The organism is Mesorhizobium sp. RCAM 05104 (assembly GCF_059683645.1).
Genome location: NZ_CM185033.1, coordinates 2,876,525 through 2,891,982 on the forward strand (window position 1 = coordinate 2,876,525; position 15,458 = coordinate 2,891,982).

General features: G+C 62.6%; 13 protein-coding genes. 1 reads left to right on the forward strand and 12 read right to left on the reverse strand.

Annotation, left to right across the window (positions count from 1 at the left end; all coding sequences use genetic code 11):
• Positions 1–8: 8 nt before the first annotated feature.
• The 5 genes from pdeM to AC56QP_RS14225 all read right to left on the reverse strand — a co-directional run bounded on the left by pdeM (position 9) and on the right by AC56QP_RS14225 (position 6,299).
• Positions 9–725, reverse strand: a complete 717-nt coding sequence (gene pdeM, locus AC56QP_RS14205; protein ID WP_489859318.1) for a ligase-associated DNA damage response endonuclease PdeM — start codon at positions 723–725, stop codon at positions 9–11.
• The gene (locus AC56QP_RS14210) at positions 722–3,256 is read right to left on the reverse strand and encodes a ligase-associated DNA damage response DEXH box helicase (protein ID WP_489859317.1); all 2,535 of its coding nucleotides are present in this window, start codon (positions 3,254–3,256) and stop codon (positions 722–724) included. Before AC56QP_RS14210 ends, pdeM begins: the two co-directional genes overlap by 4 nt.
• A gap of 266 nt (positions 3,257–3,522) precedes the next feature.
• Positions 3,523–4,383, reverse strand: a complete 861-nt coding sequence (locus tag AC56QP_RS14215) for a C40 family peptidase (protein ID WP_489859316.1) — start codon at positions 4,381–4,383, stop codon at positions 3,523–3,525.
• 74 nt (positions 4,384–4,457) lie between these two features.
• Entirely contained in the window at positions 4,458–4,808 is a 351-nt protein-coding gene (locus AC56QP_RS14220; protein ID WP_057143123.1) for a MarR family winged helix-turn-helix transcriptional regulator, read from the reverse strand.
• Between the two features lie 126 nt (positions 4,809–4,934).
• Complete coding sequence (locus AC56QP_RS14225; protein ID WP_489859315.1) at positions 4,935–6,299, reverse strand: leucyl aminopeptidase family protein; 1,365 nt, start codon at positions 6,297–6,299, stop codon at positions 4,935–4,937.
• Positions 6,300–6,424: 125 nt separating this feature from the next.
• Between AC56QP_RS14225 and AC56QP_RS14230 the strand changes: the two genes are divergently transcribed.
• On the forward strand, positions 6,425–7,246 hold the full coding sequence (locus AC56QP_RS14230) for a tetratricopeptide repeat protein (RefSeq protein WP_489859314.1): 822 nt from the start codon (positions 6,425–6,427) through the stop codon (positions 7,244–7,246).
• 91 nt (positions 7,247–7,337) lie between these two features.
• Here AC56QP_RS14230 and AC56QP_RS14235 read toward each other — a convergent pair whose 3' ends face one another.
• Genes AC56QP_RS14235 through cpaB form a run of 7 tightly spaced genes read right to left on the reverse strand, consistent with a single transcriptional unit; the run spans position 7,338 to position 15,350 of the window.
• A complete protein-coding gene (locus tag AC56QP_RS14235) occupies positions 7,338–8,360 on the reverse strand; it encodes a type II secretion system F family protein (protein WP_489859313.1) in 1,023 nt (340 codons plus the stop codon).
• 9 nt (positions 8,361–8,369) lie between these two features.
• Positions 8,370–9,383: a type II secretion system F family protein gene (locus AC56QP_RS14240; RefSeq protein WP_489859312.1), complete on the reverse strand. Its 1,014-nt coding sequence runs from the start codon at positions 9,381–9,383 to the stop codon at positions 8,370–8,372.
• Between the two features lie 29 nt (positions 9,384–9,412).
• Complete coding sequence (locus AC56QP_RS14245; protein ID WP_489859311.1) at positions 9,413–10,918, reverse strand: TadA family conjugal transfer-associated ATPase; 1,506 nt, start codon at positions 10,916–10,918, stop codon at positions 9,413–9,415.
• Between the two features lie 29 nt (positions 10,919–10,947).
• Positions 10,948–12,231 carry a CpaE/TadZ family protein gene (locus AC56QP_RS14250; RefSeq protein ID WP_497100441.1) on the reverse strand — a complete coding sequence of 428 codons (1,284 nt, stop codon included), beginning with the start codon at positions 12,229–12,231 and terminating at the stop codon, positions 10,948–10,950.
• A gap of 46 nt (positions 12,232–12,277) precedes the next feature.
• Positions 12,278–13,009, reverse strand: coding sequence for a CpaD family pilus assembly protein (locus AC56QP_RS14255; protein WP_489859310.1), 732 nt, complete (start codon positions 13,007–13,009; stop codon positions 12,278–12,280).
• A gap of 14 nt (positions 13,010–13,023) precedes the next feature.
• Positions 13,024–14,541 (reverse strand): type II and III secretion system protein family protein, encoded by a 1,518-nt coding sequence (locus AC56QP_RS14260; RefSeq protein WP_489859309.1) that lies wholly within the window; start codon positions 14,539–14,541, stop codon positions 13,024–13,026.
• The gene (cpaB, locus tag AC56QP_RS14265) at positions 14,538–15,350 is read right to left on the reverse strand and encodes a Flp pilus assembly protein CpaB (RefSeq protein WP_489859308.1); all 813 of its coding nucleotides are present in this window, start codon (positions 15,348–15,350) and stop codon (positions 14,538–14,540) included. The genes AC56QP_RS14260 and cpaB overlap by 4 nt, the downstream gene beginning before the upstream one ends.
• Between the last annotated feature and the right edge of the window lie 108 nt (positions 15,351–15,458).

Below are 15,458 nucleotides of genomic sequence, written 5' to 3' on the forward strand. Positions count from 1 at the left end.
AGCGCGCGTCAGCCGGGCCGCAGCATCGAGCGGGAGATGGCAAAGATGCGGTCGGTGCCGAGCATATAGGCCATCAGCGTGTCCAGGCGGAACAGCCCGGCATAGGCGCGGTCGAGCACGTTGAGCGAACCGGTATAGGCCCCGAAGGCCGGCATGATCATGCGGCCGCCGTCACCGGCAAAGCAGCGCCGCCGCACCGAACGGCCACGCTGCACGATGCGGGCGCAGGGGTGCAGATGGCCCGATATTTCGCCCTCTACGCGCACCTTCGATGGCTCGTGCCGGAACAGCAGCGAGCCGATGGCGAGTTCGCGCACCGTCTCACCAGGCAGGTCGGCGGGCGCTTCCGGATCGTGATTGCCGGTGACCCAGAACCAGTCGCGGCCAGCCATCAGCGCTTCCAGCCATTCGCGGAAGCTTGAATGCATGCGCTCGGCGCCACCGCCATCGTGAAAGCTGTCGCCCAGGCTGATGACGATCGATGGCTGGTAGTCGGCGATAACGGCCTGCAATCTGAGCAAGGTCGCGCCGGTGTCGTAGGGCGGGATCAGCGCACCGCGTCGTGCCAGCGACGAGCCCTTTTCCAGATGCAGATCCGATACCGCCAGCAGCCTGTACTCGGGAAAATAGAGCACGCCGCGCGGGTCGCAGACCGCGCGTTCGCCGGCGATGCCGACAAGGTCGGCCTCGGCAATCAGCGATGCGCGCGCCAGCGAAAAATTCATTCCTCGATCATCCCCGGTCCCATGGCTTCCTCGACCAGCGTCGCCGCATCCATCAGCAGCGTTTCATCGGCTTCGCCGTTCACCGGCATCTTGCCGATCTCGAGCATGATCGGCACGGCAAGTGGCGATATCTGTTCGAGATTCTTATGCATGATTCGACCCTGGATGCGCGAGAGCATGTCGCCCAGTCTGCTGACATCGAGCAGACCGGTCGCCGCATCGGCGCGTGTCGCCTGAAGCAGGATGTGGTCCGGCTCATGGCTGCGCAGCACATCGTAGATCAGGTCGGTCGACACAGTGACCTGACGGCCGCTTTTCTCTTGGCCCGGGTGACGTTTTTCGATCAGGCCCGAGATCAGCGCACAATTGCGGAAGGTGCGCTTGAGAAGCCAACTGTCCGCCAGCCAGGCTTCGAGGTCATCGCCCAGCATATCCTGGTCGAAAAGCGCGCTGAGCGAAGGTTTCCCGGCTTTGAACATCGCGCCCATGTCGCCCAGTGACCATATGGCCAGTGCATAGTCGGTGGCGACAAAGCCGAGCGGCCTGGCTCCCGCCCGGTCGAGACGGCGTGTGAGCAACATGCCGAGCGTCTGATGGGCCAGCCTCCCCTCGAACGGATAGGCCACCAGATAATGGCGGTTGCCGCGCGGAAAGGTCTCGATCAGCAGGTCATCGCGCTTGGGCAGCACCGATTTGTCGGCCTGAAACCGCAGCCAATCGGCCACCTGTTCCGGCAGCTTCTTCCAGCGCTGCGGGTCGTCCAGCATGATACGGACCTGCTCGGCGAGGTAGGTCGAAAGCGGGAATTTGCCACCACCGTAGTAAGGCACCTTGGCGTCGCTGCCGGGCGCGTTCGACACGAAGCACTCGTTCTCGCGAATGCCCTCGAAACGCAGGATCTTGCCGGCGAACATGAAAGTGTCGCCATGCGTCAAGGTTTCCAGGAAGGCCTCCTCGATCTTGCCGAGGACCCGGCCCCCGCGTGAAGCCGCGCCCTTGCTGCCGGCCTGGACGTAACGCACGTTGAGCGCCGGCACCTCGATGATGGTGCCGACATTCAGTCTGTATTGCTGGGCAACGCGCGGGTTGGACACCCGCCACAACCCGTCCTTGTTCAACCGGATACGGGCATAGCGCTCGTAGTTCTTCAGCGCATAGCCCCCGGTGGCGACGAAATCGATGACGCGGTCGAAGGTCGGCCGATCAAGACTGGCATAGGGTGCCGCCGTTCGCACTTCCTCGAACAGATCATCGGCGCGGAACGGCGCTCCGCAGGCGCAGCCCAGGACATGTTGCGCCAGCACATCGAGGCCGCCGTTGACGAGTGGCGGCGTATCCTGTGCGCCCAGATAATTGGCATCGAGCGCTGCCCGGCATTCCAGCACCTCGAAACGGTTGGCCGGGATGAGGATCGCCTTGGACGGTTCATCCATGCGGTGGTTGGCGCGGCCGATACGCTGCGCCAACCGGCTCGCCCCCTTCGGTGCGCCGACATGGACGACGAGATCGACATCCCCCCAGTCGATGCCGAGGTCGAGCGTCGAGGTGGCGACGATGGCGCGCAACGCGTTCTCGCCCATCGCCTTTTCGACCCGCCGACGCTGAGCGACGTCGAGCGAGCCATGATGCAGCGCGATCGGCAAGGGGTCCTCGTTGACCCGCCACAACTCCTGGAACAGCAATTCCGCCTGGCTGCGGGTGTTGACGAACAGCAGGGTCGTCTTGTGGCGCTTGATTTCGCGGTAGATTTCCGGCGTGGCGTAGCGGGCCGAATGTCCTGCCCACGGCACACGCTCTTCCGAATCGAGGATGGAGATTTCGGGCTTCGCACCGCCCGTGACGACGATCAGTTCGGCCATGTCGCCCGGTGGATTCTGGCCGACCAGCCAGCGCCGCAACTCGTCCGGTTCTGCCACCGTCGCCGACAGTCCGATCGTCTGCAGGCCGGGGACAAAGCTGCGCAGCCGCGCCAGCCCAAGCGCCAGCAGATGCCCGCGTTTCGACGTCACCAGCGAATGCAATTCGTCGAGCACGACATAGCGCAGGTCTTCGAAGAAGCGCCCGGCATCGCCTGCCGCAATCAGCAGCGCCAATTGCTCGGGCGTGGTGAGCAGGATGTCGGGCGGCACCAGCTTCTGCCGCTGGCGCTTGTGGGAAGGCGTGTCGCCGGTGCGCGTCTCGACAGTGACGGGCAGGCCGATCTCTTCCACCGGCTTGCCGAGATTGCGCTCGATGTCGACGGCCAGCGCCTTGAGCGGTGAGATATAGAGCGTGTGGATGCCGCGATGCGCCTGGCCCGGTTTTCGCCTTGGCCGATTGGCCAGTTCGGTCAGCGAAGGCAGGAAGCCGGCCAGCGTCTTGCCGGCGCCCGTCGGCGCGATCAGCAACACCGATTGCCCGCCTTGAGCCCTCGCCAGCAACTCGATCTGGTGGGCTCGCGGCGACCAGCCCTTTTCACCGAACCATTTGATGAATGGTTCGGGCAGGGTCACGGTGGCACTCTGTTGGGCAAGGCGCGGCTGCTCTGTCACGTGCCAGAGGTAGCGCGACGGCGGTCAATCGCCAAGAAGAATCGGAACAAAAGGGGATCGTTCTTTCCCTTCCCCCTTGTGGGGGAAGGTGGATTGGCGCGTTAGCGCCAAGACGGATGAGGGGTGTTGGAAGAAATGAGGCGTGTAAAAATGCAAGGATTCCCATCGCTTACATCTTCGGGGCAGCGATCTGTCCAGCACCCCTCATCCGAACGAGCTTCGCTCGGCCACCTTCCCCCACAGGGGGAGAAGGACAGGCTCGCGCCCTACGGCCGCCGAAACCCGGTCGGGCCGCCATAGAGGTAGCCGATGCGGGCGACGGCGTCCTTCAGCCCCTCGCGTGACACCAGCATGGTGTGGCCGTTGGCGTGGATCATGGTGTCGGCGTCGGTCATGACGGCAACATGGCCTTTCCAGAACACCAGGTCGCCGCGGCGCAGCCCCGAGAAATCAGGGCCCGGCTCGAACGGCTCGCCGAGTGTCGCCGCCTGCATGTCGGAATCGCGCAGCACGTTTTTACCGGCCATCCGCATCGCCAGTTGCACGAGGCCCGAACAATCGATGCCGAAGCCGGACGTGCCACCCCAGAGATAGGGTGTGCCGGAAAACATCTCGGCCACCGAAACATAGTCGGCGGCCACATCACCGAGCGGCCTCGAATGGCCCGCGATGATCGCCTCACCGGAGGGCAGAACGGCATAGTGCGTGCCGCGTGTTTCGGCAGACCCCGTCACCGTTACAGTCGATCCCATCGATAGCTGTCCCGCGATCGGGAAGCGCAGGTCCGGACCTGGATAGAGGAAGGTGCGCGGCGCCGACACGATGTGAGTGGGTGCATGGTCCCGTCCGCCCAGCATGGTGTCGGCGACATAGCCGACATAGCCATCGCCCTCGGCCTGAACCCAGGCCCAGCCCTCGGAGACCTCGAAGACGAGGACATCGTCGCCGAACAGGAGTTGCGTGTTGACGCCGGCATCCGGTCGCGGCGCCTTGCGCATATCGGCCACGGATGCGGTGATCCGCGCCGGGCGACCGGCGACAAAGCGGTCGGCGACGACCTCGCCCTTCAGCCGTGCATCGGCAAGATCGGAACGGAAGGCGTGAAGGCGTGCATCCCTGGCGGTCAAATCGGCAACTCTGCTTTGTTTTGTTCGCGCATGATCTTGTCCGAAAACCGGTTCCCACTTTTCGGGATCATGCTTTAAATCGGCAGTTCGTGGGCTTTGGCGATGATACCATCGCCGAAGCGCTCGACAAAGAGCGCGCCCTCGACCGTGCGCCTGATCAGAACATTGCGCTTGTCGAGCTCGTCGCGATGGCGCGACACCAGTTTCAATGCACCCATCGTATCAAGCGCGCGGGTGATCACCGGCTTGGTGACATTGAGGCGAGCGGCGAGCCCGCGCACCGTGTGTGGCGGCGGATCGAGATAGATGGTGAACAGGATCGCCGTCTGACGCATGGTCAGATCGGGCGCGTCCTCGCGCACCTGCGACAGCATCACTTGCTGCCACAGTCGCAAGGCCTGGCTCGGGCGCATCGCAATCGACATCCGGCCAGCATGACGACAAATTGTTTCGGTTCCGTTTCAGTCACGAACCTTCTTGTTGAAGCAAGATCTTATCCGAAGGCCGTTTCCCACTTTTTGCTTCGCTGCCCCTTCGGTTCGCGATCACGGTCAGCCGTAGCGTGTCGAGATGATCCGCTCCAATGCGCGAATGCCTTGCGCCTCGCCGCCGGCAGGGCCATGCGCACGATCGGCGGGGTTCCAGGCGAAGATGTCGAAATGCGCCCAACTCGCGGTCTTCTCGACAAAGCGCTTGAGGAACAGGGCCGCGGTGATCGAGCCGGCGAAACCGTCCGTGGTGACATTGTTGATGTCGGCGATCCTCGACGACAGCTTTGCATCGTAAGGCCGCCACAACGGCATGCGCCACAGCGGATCCTCGACCGTCAGCGATGCCGCGGCCAGCTCCGAGGCCAGCGCCTCGTCACCGGTGTAGAACGGTGGCAGGTCGGGGCCGAGCGCGACACGAGCAGCCCCGGTCAGCGTCGCCATGTCGATCAGCAGCTGCGGCTCCTCCTCGTCGGCCAGCGCCAGGGCGTCCGCCAGCACCAACCGCCCTTCGGCGTCCGTATTGCCGATCTCGACGGTGATGCCCTTGCGGCTCGTCAGCACGTCGCCGGGCCGGAAGGCGTTGCCGGCGATCGAATTCTCGACCGCGGGAATGAGCACGCGCAGCCGCACCTGGAGCCTGGCGGCCATGATCATCGAAGCCAGACCAAGCACATTGGCGGCACCGCCCATGTCCTTCTTCATCAACAGCATCCCGGAGGACGGCTTGATGTCGAGACCGCCAGTGTCGAAACAGACGCCCTTGCCGACCAGCGTCACCTTCGGCGCGCTTGGCGGCCCCCATCTCATGTCGATCAGGCGCGGCGCTCCGGCCGACGCACGGCCGACGGCATGGATCATCGGGAAATTCTGCCTGAGCAGATCGTCGCCCTTGATCACGGAGACATCGGCCTTGTGCGCCCCGGCCAGGGTCCGCGCCGCCTTCTCCAACTCTTCCGGGCCCATGTCGCTGGTTGGCGTGTTGACCAGATCGCGCGTCAGGAAGACGCCGTCGGCGATGCGGCGAACACGCCCCGCATCGACGCCGGTCGGCAGTTCGAAACGCAGCGCCTTGCCAGGCTTCTTGCCGTATCGGGTAAAGACATAGCCGCCGAGCGCCAACGCGATTGCCGCGAGTTCCGGCTCGGCAGGTGCCGAAGCGAAATGCCAGTCGCCTTCCGGCAGGGCTTTCGACAGCGCGCCGAGAGCGAGTGCGCCCTCGCCCTCGCCGACGCCGAACAACGCACCGCCGAGCGCTCCGTGCTCACCGGGTACGGCAAGCGTTTTGCCTGCCTCGCCCGAAAAGCCATTCGCCTTGGCCCAGGCGACAGCGGATGGCGATAGGCCGGCGGTCTCCACATCGTCCCTGGCGACTAGGTGGACCGGCAGCGCACCCTGCATTTTCTTTTCGACGAGTTCGACAGGCATTCAATGTTCTCCGTCCGACGGATTCCGAGTCGGCGTTCTTAACCATCCGTTAGGGTTAACAGAATATTTCTGCGGGAGGAAAGACGGCCACGCAATGGCCGCGCATGAATGGAGGCCCGGTGCCGATGCCTACCAACCGCAAGATCAACGCCAAGGGAAAGCGGCTCATCACCACGGTCCTCATGCTGGCGCTAGCGGCTGGCGTTGCCGGCTGCGGAACCAGCAAGCTCACCACCGGCTCGATTGGTCGTACCAGCGGCAAGCCGCTGGAAACCATGTCAGCCGGAGAACTGCACACCGCCACCGCGTCGCTTGGCCAGTCTTACGCCAGGAACCCCAACGACAAGCGAATCGCGACAAACTTCGCCGCCGCGCTGCAAATGGACGGCGACGCCGACCAGTCGCTTGCCGTCATGCGCAAGCTGGCGATCGCCTTGCCGAAGGATCGTGACGTGCTCGCCGCCTATGGCAAGGCGCTGGCCGCCAATGGCCAGTTCGAAGCCGCGCTGGACGCCGTACGCCGCGCTCAGACGCCGGAATATCCCGACTGGAGGCTGGTGTCGGCCGAAGCAGCCATTCTCGACCAGATCGGCCAGAAGGCCGACGCCCGCCAGCTTTACCGCAAGGCGCTCGAACTCAAGCCGAACGAGCCCTCCGTGCTCTCCAATCTCGGCATGTCCTATGTGCTGGAAGGCGACCTGCGCACGGCTGAAACCTATATGCGCTCCGCCGCGCAGCAGCCCAGCGCGGACAGCCGGGTCCGTCAGAACCTGGCGCTGGTCGTTGGCCTGCAAGGCCGATTCGACGAAGCCGAGAAGATCGCCTCGCAGGAACTGTCGCCCGAACAGGCGCAGGCGAACGTCGCCTATCTGCGCCAGATGCTGGCCCAGCAAAATGCCTGGAGCCAACTCAAGGATCAGGATAAGCCCAAGTCCGCGACCAACTGAGGCGACGATCTGCAGCGACCCTGAATTGACAGAGAAGCGGCGCTGCGTTCAGCGCGGCTTCTTCGCCTTTCGTGGAGGACATGCCTTGCCGCTACTTGGCAGATGATGCCGATCCCGAATGATCGCCGAAGACGCCGCGCTGGCTGACCTGGATACCGGCAGGGCCCAGGATGATGGCGAAAAGCACTGGCAGGAAGAACAAGATCATCGGGACGGTGAGCTTTGGCGGCAGGGCAGCGGCCTTCTTCTCGGCCGCATTCATGCGCATGTCGCGGCTTTCGGCGGCAAGCACGCGCAATGCAAGCGCGACCGGCGTGCCGTAACGCTCTGCCTGAACGAGCGCTTGCGAGACCGACTTGACCGATTCCAGGCCGGTGCGGCCTGCCAGGTTCTCATAAGCCTGCTTGCGCTCCTGCAGATAGGAAAGCTCGGCGTTGGTGAGGATGAATTCTTCCGCCAGCGGCACTGATTGCGCGCCGATCTCGTCGGCGACCTTGCGCAGGGCCGCTTCCACCGACATGCCGGATTCGACGCAGATCAGCATCAGGTCGAGCGCGTCCGGCCATGCCATCTGGATCGACTGCTTGCGCTTGGTGGCACGGTTGTTGACATAGACAACCGGTGCGTAGAAGCCGCCATAGGCAACGAGGATACAAACGAAAAGCTTGATGACGAGCGGCTTGTCGGGCAAGCCGCCGAGCACGAACAGGTAGACCAGCGCCAACCCGAAGCCGACAAAAGGAAGCACGAGGCGGAAGAAAAGAAATCGCGTCAGCGGATTCTGCCCGCGAAACCCCGCCACCTTGAGCTTCTGCAAGGTGCCCTCGTCGGCCAGTGCGCGCCGCAGGTCCAGCCGGTCGACAATGTTGCGCATGCCAACCGACTGTTCCTCGCGTAGGCCCTTGCGACGGCGATCCGCCTCGACGGCAAGCCGGGCGCGCTGCTTGGCGCGCAGCTCGTCACGCTCCAGCGCAACCGATTTCATGCGCGACTTGAGCTGGTTTCCGCCAAACGCCGGCAGCAAGGTGAAGACGGTCGCAAACACCGCTACACCGACCAGCAGCGCTATCAGGAAGCTCGGATCCGTCAGGGATTTGACGACTTGGTCGGTCATGCTGACATCCTAGACATCGAAGTTCATCATCTTGCGCATCACCAGGATGCCGATCGACATCCAGACCGCCGCGCAACCAAGGATCAGATTTCCAACGCTGGTGTTGAACAGCGGCATCAGGTAGGTCGGGCTCGACAGGTAGACGAGGAACGCTACAATGAAAGGCAGCGCGCCGATGATGGCGGCGGACGCCTTCGCCTCCATCGACAGTGCCTGGACCTTGGCTTTCATTTTCTTGCGATCGCGCAGCACGCGCGAAAGATTGCCCAGAGCCTCGGAGAGATTGCCGCCAGCCTGGGACTGAATCTGGATGACGATGCCGAAGAAGCTTGCCTCCGTGCAAGGCATGGTTTCGGGCATGCGCAATGTCGCTTCGGGAATCGACAGGCCCATCTGTTGCGAATCGACGACGCGGCGAAACTCGGTCTTCACGGGCTCTGGAGATTCGCTGGCGATCAGGCGCACGGCATCGTTCAGCGGCAGTCCCGATTTGACCGCGCGCACGATGATGTCGAGCGCATTTGGAAATTCGTTGAGGAACGCCTTGACCCGTCGGGCGCGACGAAACGAGACGAACCAGCGTGGCAGGCCGAGGGCGCCGGCCAGCAGAACACCTGGCAAGAGAAACAACGGTGCTCCAGCTACAAAGGCGACAATCGTCAAAGCGAGGCCGCATATGGCGGAGTAGATATAGAAGCGCTCGACGGTGGTTTTCAGGCCGGCCTGACGGAGCAGGGCTTTCAGCGGCGGTTTCTTGACGGCGCTGTCCTTGGACTTCTGCTTCGCATCGAGCTCGTTCAGCGAATCCTGAACCGATTTGCGCCGCTTGGCGGCTTCCGCAACGCGGTCACGCGAGGCCTTGACGACGGAACGGTCCGTCTCGGCGCTCTTGATCGTTTCAAGCCGCTTGCCGACCTGTTTCTCGTTGCTGATCCGGGTGAACAGGAATGCATAGGCGACCGCGCCGGCGCTGAGGCCGGCGAGCACGACAAACGCCAGTACGGTGCCGTCAATTCCGAACATTGGCCAGAACCTTCACGCCTCCAGATGCGTCAGTCAGCGCGTTTCTCCATCGCCTCGAGCGCGATGGCGAGGCGCTGTTCCTCGCCATAGTAGCGAGCCCGCTCCCAAAAATGCGGGCGGCCGATGCCGGTCGATACATGCTCTCCCAGCAGCCTGCCATTGGCGTCCTCGCCCTTGATGTTGTACAGGATAATGTCCTGCGTGATGATGACGTCACCCTCCATTCCAATCACCTCGGTGATGTGGGTGATGCGACGCGATCCGTCGCGCAGGCGCGCCGCCTGGATGATCACGTCGATGGAGCCGACAACAATTTCGCGCACGGTCTTCTGCGGTAGCGAATAGCCGCCCATTGCAATCATGGATTCCATACGGTTGAGACATTCGCGCGGACTGTTCGAGTGGATCGTTCCCATCGAGCCGTCATGGCCGGTATTCATCGCCTGCAGAAGGTCAAACACTTCGGGTCCGCGCACTTCGCCGACGATGATGCGCTCTGGCCGCATGCGCAGGCAGTTCTTCACGAGGTCGCGCATCGTCACCTCACCCTCACCCTCGAGATTGGGTGGACGGGTTTCGAGGCGCACGACATGCGGCTGTTGCAATTGCAACTCGGCCGAGTCCTCGCAGGTGATGACGCGTTCGTCGCGATCGATATAGTTGGTCAGGCAGTTGAGCAGCGTCGTCTTGCCGGAACCGGTACCGCCCGAGATAACGATGTTGCAGCGAACACGACTGATGATCTTGAGAACCTCGGCTCCCTGCGGTGAAATGGCGCCGAACTTGACCAGCTGATCGAGCGTCAGCTTGTCCTTCTTGAACTTGCGGATGGTGAGCGCGGCGCCGTCGATGGAGAGCGGCGGCGCGATGACATTGACACGGGAGCCATCGGGAAGACGCGCGTCGCAGATCGGGCTGGATTCGTCGACACGGCGGCCAACCTGGCTGACGATGCGTTGGCAGATGTTGAGAAGCTGCTGGTTGTCACGGAAGCGGATGCCGGTCTGCTCGACCTTGCCGTTGACTTCGATGTAGACGTTCTTGGATCCGTTGACCATGATGTCGGCGATGTCGTCGCGTGCAAGCAACGGCTCGAGCGGCCCATAGCCGAGCACATCGTTGCAGATGTCCTCGAGCAGTTCTTCCTGCTCAGCGATGGTCATCGCGAAATTCTTGATAGCGATGATGTCGTTGACGATGTCGCGGATTTCCTCGCGGGCGCTTTCGGGATCAAGCTTGGCGAGTTGCGACAGATCGATCGTGTCGATAAGCGCGGAGAAAACCTGGCTCTTGGTGTCGTAATAGGTTTCGCTCTTTTCGCGCTGTGCCCGCTTCGGCTCCGGCGCCAATGGCGGCGGCTCGACGGCGCGGCGGGCCGGCGGCGCGACCGGTGCGCTTGGCGGCGGAGCCGTAGGCCGGGCCAGGACCGCCGTATCCACAGAACTTGCAGCCGCCGGCGCGACAGGCGCCGGTGCTGGCTGGCGAAATTCCGGCTTGAACCGGTTTCCGTCGTCGCTGCCTCTTTTACCAAACATGATCGGCTACCGATTCCACTGCTGAAACGTCACTTCTTGTTGCGCGAGAGTTTGCCGAGCAGATTACCAAGCCCCGCTTTCTTCTTCGCCTTGATCTCACTGCGCCCGGTCAGCACATGCGCAATTTCGTTGATCATTGCGACGACCGGGTTCTTGGCATCCATTTCACCGAGCATGCGTCCGTTGTTGGCGGCATTGCCGAACAGCAGCGGATCGAAACCGATCACCGACATCGGCGACAAGCCCAGCGGCTCGGCGAAATCGGATGGCGAAATCTCCGGGCGTTTGGGGACGCCAGCCTGGTTGATGATCAGCTTCGGCGGCGGGTCGTTGGGACGAAGCCGCTTGAGCATGTCGACCAGGTTCTTGGTGTTGCGCAGATTGGCCAGTTCCGGCGTCGCGGTGATGACGATCTCGTCGGCCTTGATCAGGGTGTTCTTGGCCCAGCCCGTCCAGACATGGGGAATATCGAGCACCAGGAGCGGCACGCTGCGCTGGGCGGTATCGATGAGCTGGGCGAAGGCCTCGGGATCGAAGTCATAGACCCGTTCCAGGGTCGAAGGTGCCGCCAGCAGCGACAGGTGCTCGGCGCACTGGGTCAGCAGCCGGTCGAGATAGACTTCATCTATGCGTTCGGGTGAAAACACCGCCTCTGCGATGCCCTGAGCCGGGTCCTGATCGAAATTGATGTTGGCCGTCCCGAAAGCGAGATCGAGGTCGGCGACGACCACTTCGGATTTGAACAGCGAGGACATCGCCCAGCCGACATTGTGGGCAATCGTCGAGGAGCCGACGCCGCCCTTGGCGCCGACAAAAGCAATCGAGCGGCCAAGCGGCTCGGCTTCCGGATCGACGAAAATCGACGACACCACGCTGACGATGTCGGCCATCGAAACCGGCGCGATCACGTATTCGGAAATGCCATTGCGGATGAGCTCGCGATAGAGGCCGACGTCGTTGTAATGACCGATCACCACCACTTTCGAGGTCGGATCGCAATATTCCGAGAGCTGGGCGAGCTGCTCCAGCAGTTGCTTCGGTTCGCTGCGCGATTCCAGCAGGATCAGGTTGGGTGTCGGCGCCGACTGGTAGAATTCGATGGCGGTGGGGACGCCCCCCATATGGACCTTGAGGTGCGCCTTCGCCATGCGGCGGTCCTCGCCGGCGCGCTCGACCGGATTGGCAACGCCCTCGGTCTCGCAGAACGCCTGGATCGAGATGCGCGGAATCGGCCGCAATGCCTGCATCGCGGCGATGTCCTGCTGCGAGGTGTCGCTGCTATCCACCGAAGCGTCGTAGGCAAGGTTGCTCATGATCATGCTCTTTCCCGTGGCCTGTTCTTTCCGAGACTGGCGTGGCTCAGTACGTCACTTCCGAATTGCCGAGGAACTCGTCCGAAATGCCTCTCGTACGGTAGATATCGATCACCGCGCCGCGATTTTCGGCATCGATGGTGGAAGACTTCCGCGGGCCGAGCAGATCGGCCGGGTTGGCCATCTGGGCGGCAAGATTGTTCTGATAGGAGCAGCCGAAGTCGGCGTAGTGCTTGTTTTCCGACGTATCGACCAGGTCAGCGGGCCAGCGTCCGCATTTGTCGGTCTGCGCTCTCACTGCGATATAGGAGACGCGAACCGGGGCGGATGTTTCGCTTGAGCCGGCTTGATAGTAGGTCACGACAATCCGGTTGCGCTTGACGCCGGCGGCGACCGCCAGCCGGGCGAAATCGCGGCCTGCCGCCGCTGCGGCAACCTCGTTTGCCGACCCGCTCGGGACCTGGATCGTCAATGTAGCAGCGGCACTCTTGTCGTAGCCGTCAAGGAAACCCAGGAGCGTATCGCGCTGGGAGCCGGTCATGCCGCGATCACCGGCGCCGACCGGCAGGTCGATCTTCAGATTCTTCTCCGCGATCACGATCGGATGGTTCGTGCGATAGTCGTCCGGGATGGCGCCGACAGTGATGCTGTCCCTATGGGCACAGCCGGCCAGCAATGCCGCGACCGCAACCGCCAGGACTGGAACGGCTCGCCGGTGCAAACGACCGACGCGCATCGTCTTGGCGATAGCCCTTGCCTTCAATGCCGACTGGAACATGTCCGCTTCCCCGCTCACTTGTAGATGAAGCCGACAACGCCGTGGTAGCGGCCGTTGGGCTTGTCGGTTTGCATGGTGCCGTAGACACGATTGACGCGGCCAAGGAATATGCCGGCGCCATCGCTGGCAGCGTTGAAATTGTCGTCCGGTTTGGCAAGGTCGTTGCGCGCTACCGGCTTCACCAGATAAGGCGTGATGATGATGACCAGCTCGGTCTCGTTGCGTACGAAGTCCCTGCTTCGGAAGAGCGCGCCGAGCACTGGAATCTTTGTCAGTCCGGGCAACCCGTTGACCGCTTGCCTGACATCGTCGCGAACCAGGCCGGCGATCATCATGGAGCCACCCGAGGGCAATTCGACCGTCGTATCGGCGAGACGCTTGCGCAGCGACAGCGCGTTCATGCCGGGGCTCGTCACGCCCTCGGACAGCGACACCGACCCTTCTGTCGTCGGCTCGGAAACCGAGGTTCTGACTTTCAGGCTTATGCGGCCGGGCGACAGAACCACCGGCTGGAATTCCAGGCCGATGCCGTATTCGATCTTGTCGATGGTATAGTTCTTCAGACCGGTCTGATTGTCGGTGGATACGTTCTGGGAGACGCTGCTCACCATGTTGTATTCGCCACCAACCTTGAAGGTCGCCTTCTCCCCGGACACGGCGGTCAAGGTCGGCTCAGCCAAGGTCTTCATGACCCCCGACTGCTCCATGGCGTTGACATAGGCCTGCAGCCCCGAGGCGCCGATGTTGAAGCCTGAATTCGAGAGATGCTTGCCAAGGCCGGTGAAATTGTCACTGAGCGCGCCGTAGCTGATGCCGTTGCTGCCGCCGCTGCCGACCATGTTGACGCCGAGCTGCTTCATCACGGAGCGGCTGACTTCGGCGACCGTCACCTTCAGCGTGACCTGATCGTCGCCGATGATCTGCAACAGGTTGACGATCTTGCTGACGCGACGCTCCTGGTCGGGATTGTTGATGTCGACACCGCCCTGGGCAGAGCCGCCTGACGCCGTCTGCGAATATTGTCCCGTCGTCGCCTCACCACCCGAGACGAAGATCGTCGCCAGATCGACCGCCCGTTTCGCGTCCAGAGGCGTGTCGACCGTTCCGGTCAGGACGACGTTGTCGTTCAGCAGCTCAACCTTGATGGTCGACGTCGGAAGGAAGCGCTTGATATAATCCTCAAGGCCGGCGACATCGCGTTCGACGGCCAGGTCCAGGCTGACGATCTGTTCGCCATTCGGACCGAAGACGAAGATGTTCGTCTCGCCGACCGCCTTGCCGAACAGATAGATGCGCCTCGCGGTGCGGGTCACCGCATCGGCGACCGCCGGGTTGGCGACAAGAATGTCGTAGGCATCGCTCGGCAGGTCGATGACCACCGATTTGTTGAGGCCGAGCTTGACACGCTGGGTGGCTGTCGATGCAGTGACCTGCGCGTTCTTTGCCTCGACAACGCCTTGCACATTCGTTCCGATGAGCAGCAGGCCGAATGCCGCAGCCATGATGGACGGTAGTTTACCGCTTAGCCTCATTTCCTTGCCCCTACTTCGGAAACTTCGCCCGACTTGATCAGCCTCACCGTTCCCCTGCGGCCATTGCCGGAAACGAGATAGTCGGCCTCGTCCAGATTCTTTTCCTGGGTGTCCGAGATCGCCCGCAGCGCCAGGGTCAGGCGATCCGCCATCTGCTGGGCAACCGTGATGATCTCAGCCTGCCGCGGTGTCAGTTCCAGCGTGGCGGTCTGCCCCACTCTGGTCTTCTTGCCTTCCTCATCTTCCTGGATGGTCTGGTCAATCGCCAGGACGCGAATGTTCTTGAGGATGGTTTCGGTGTTGAAGCTGGTGCCGCCATTGCCGGCGTCAGCCTTGCGGGTCATGATGACATCGACAAAATCGTTCGGGAGAATGAAGCCGCCGGCCGACGTGTCGGCTGAGATGGCCGTGGCCACCGCCCGCATACCGGAAGGAAGGATCGACGACATGAAGCTCTGCCCCTCGCCGATCAGCTTGGAGCGGCGCAGCGGCTCCCCGGCATACATCGTCATACGGGCAACGGACCCCTTCAGCTTCTCCAATGCTTCGGGTTCGGCAGCGCGGGTGATGAAGTTCGCGTTGATGCCGTCGGCCGGCCAGGATTGCCAGGCTATGTTGTTTTCGAGTTGGTTGCCCATCGGAACATCGCCCGAAAGCACAAGTACATCTTGCAGAGCCACCGCCGGCGCCTTGGGGCCGGATTCGACGGTGACCTGCGGCGGCGGCGCCACCATGTTTTTCGCGACATAGCCAGCGCCACCCGCCGCGGCAACCGCCACGCTCAGAATAATCAATCGCGATGCTGGCATCTGTCCGAACCCTCGCCCTGGCAAACCACGTAGCCAAGCGGGACTTTGCAGCGGCAATCGTCAAAACAAGGTTAATGTAATGCTTACGATCGTGATTAATTTAAGGTT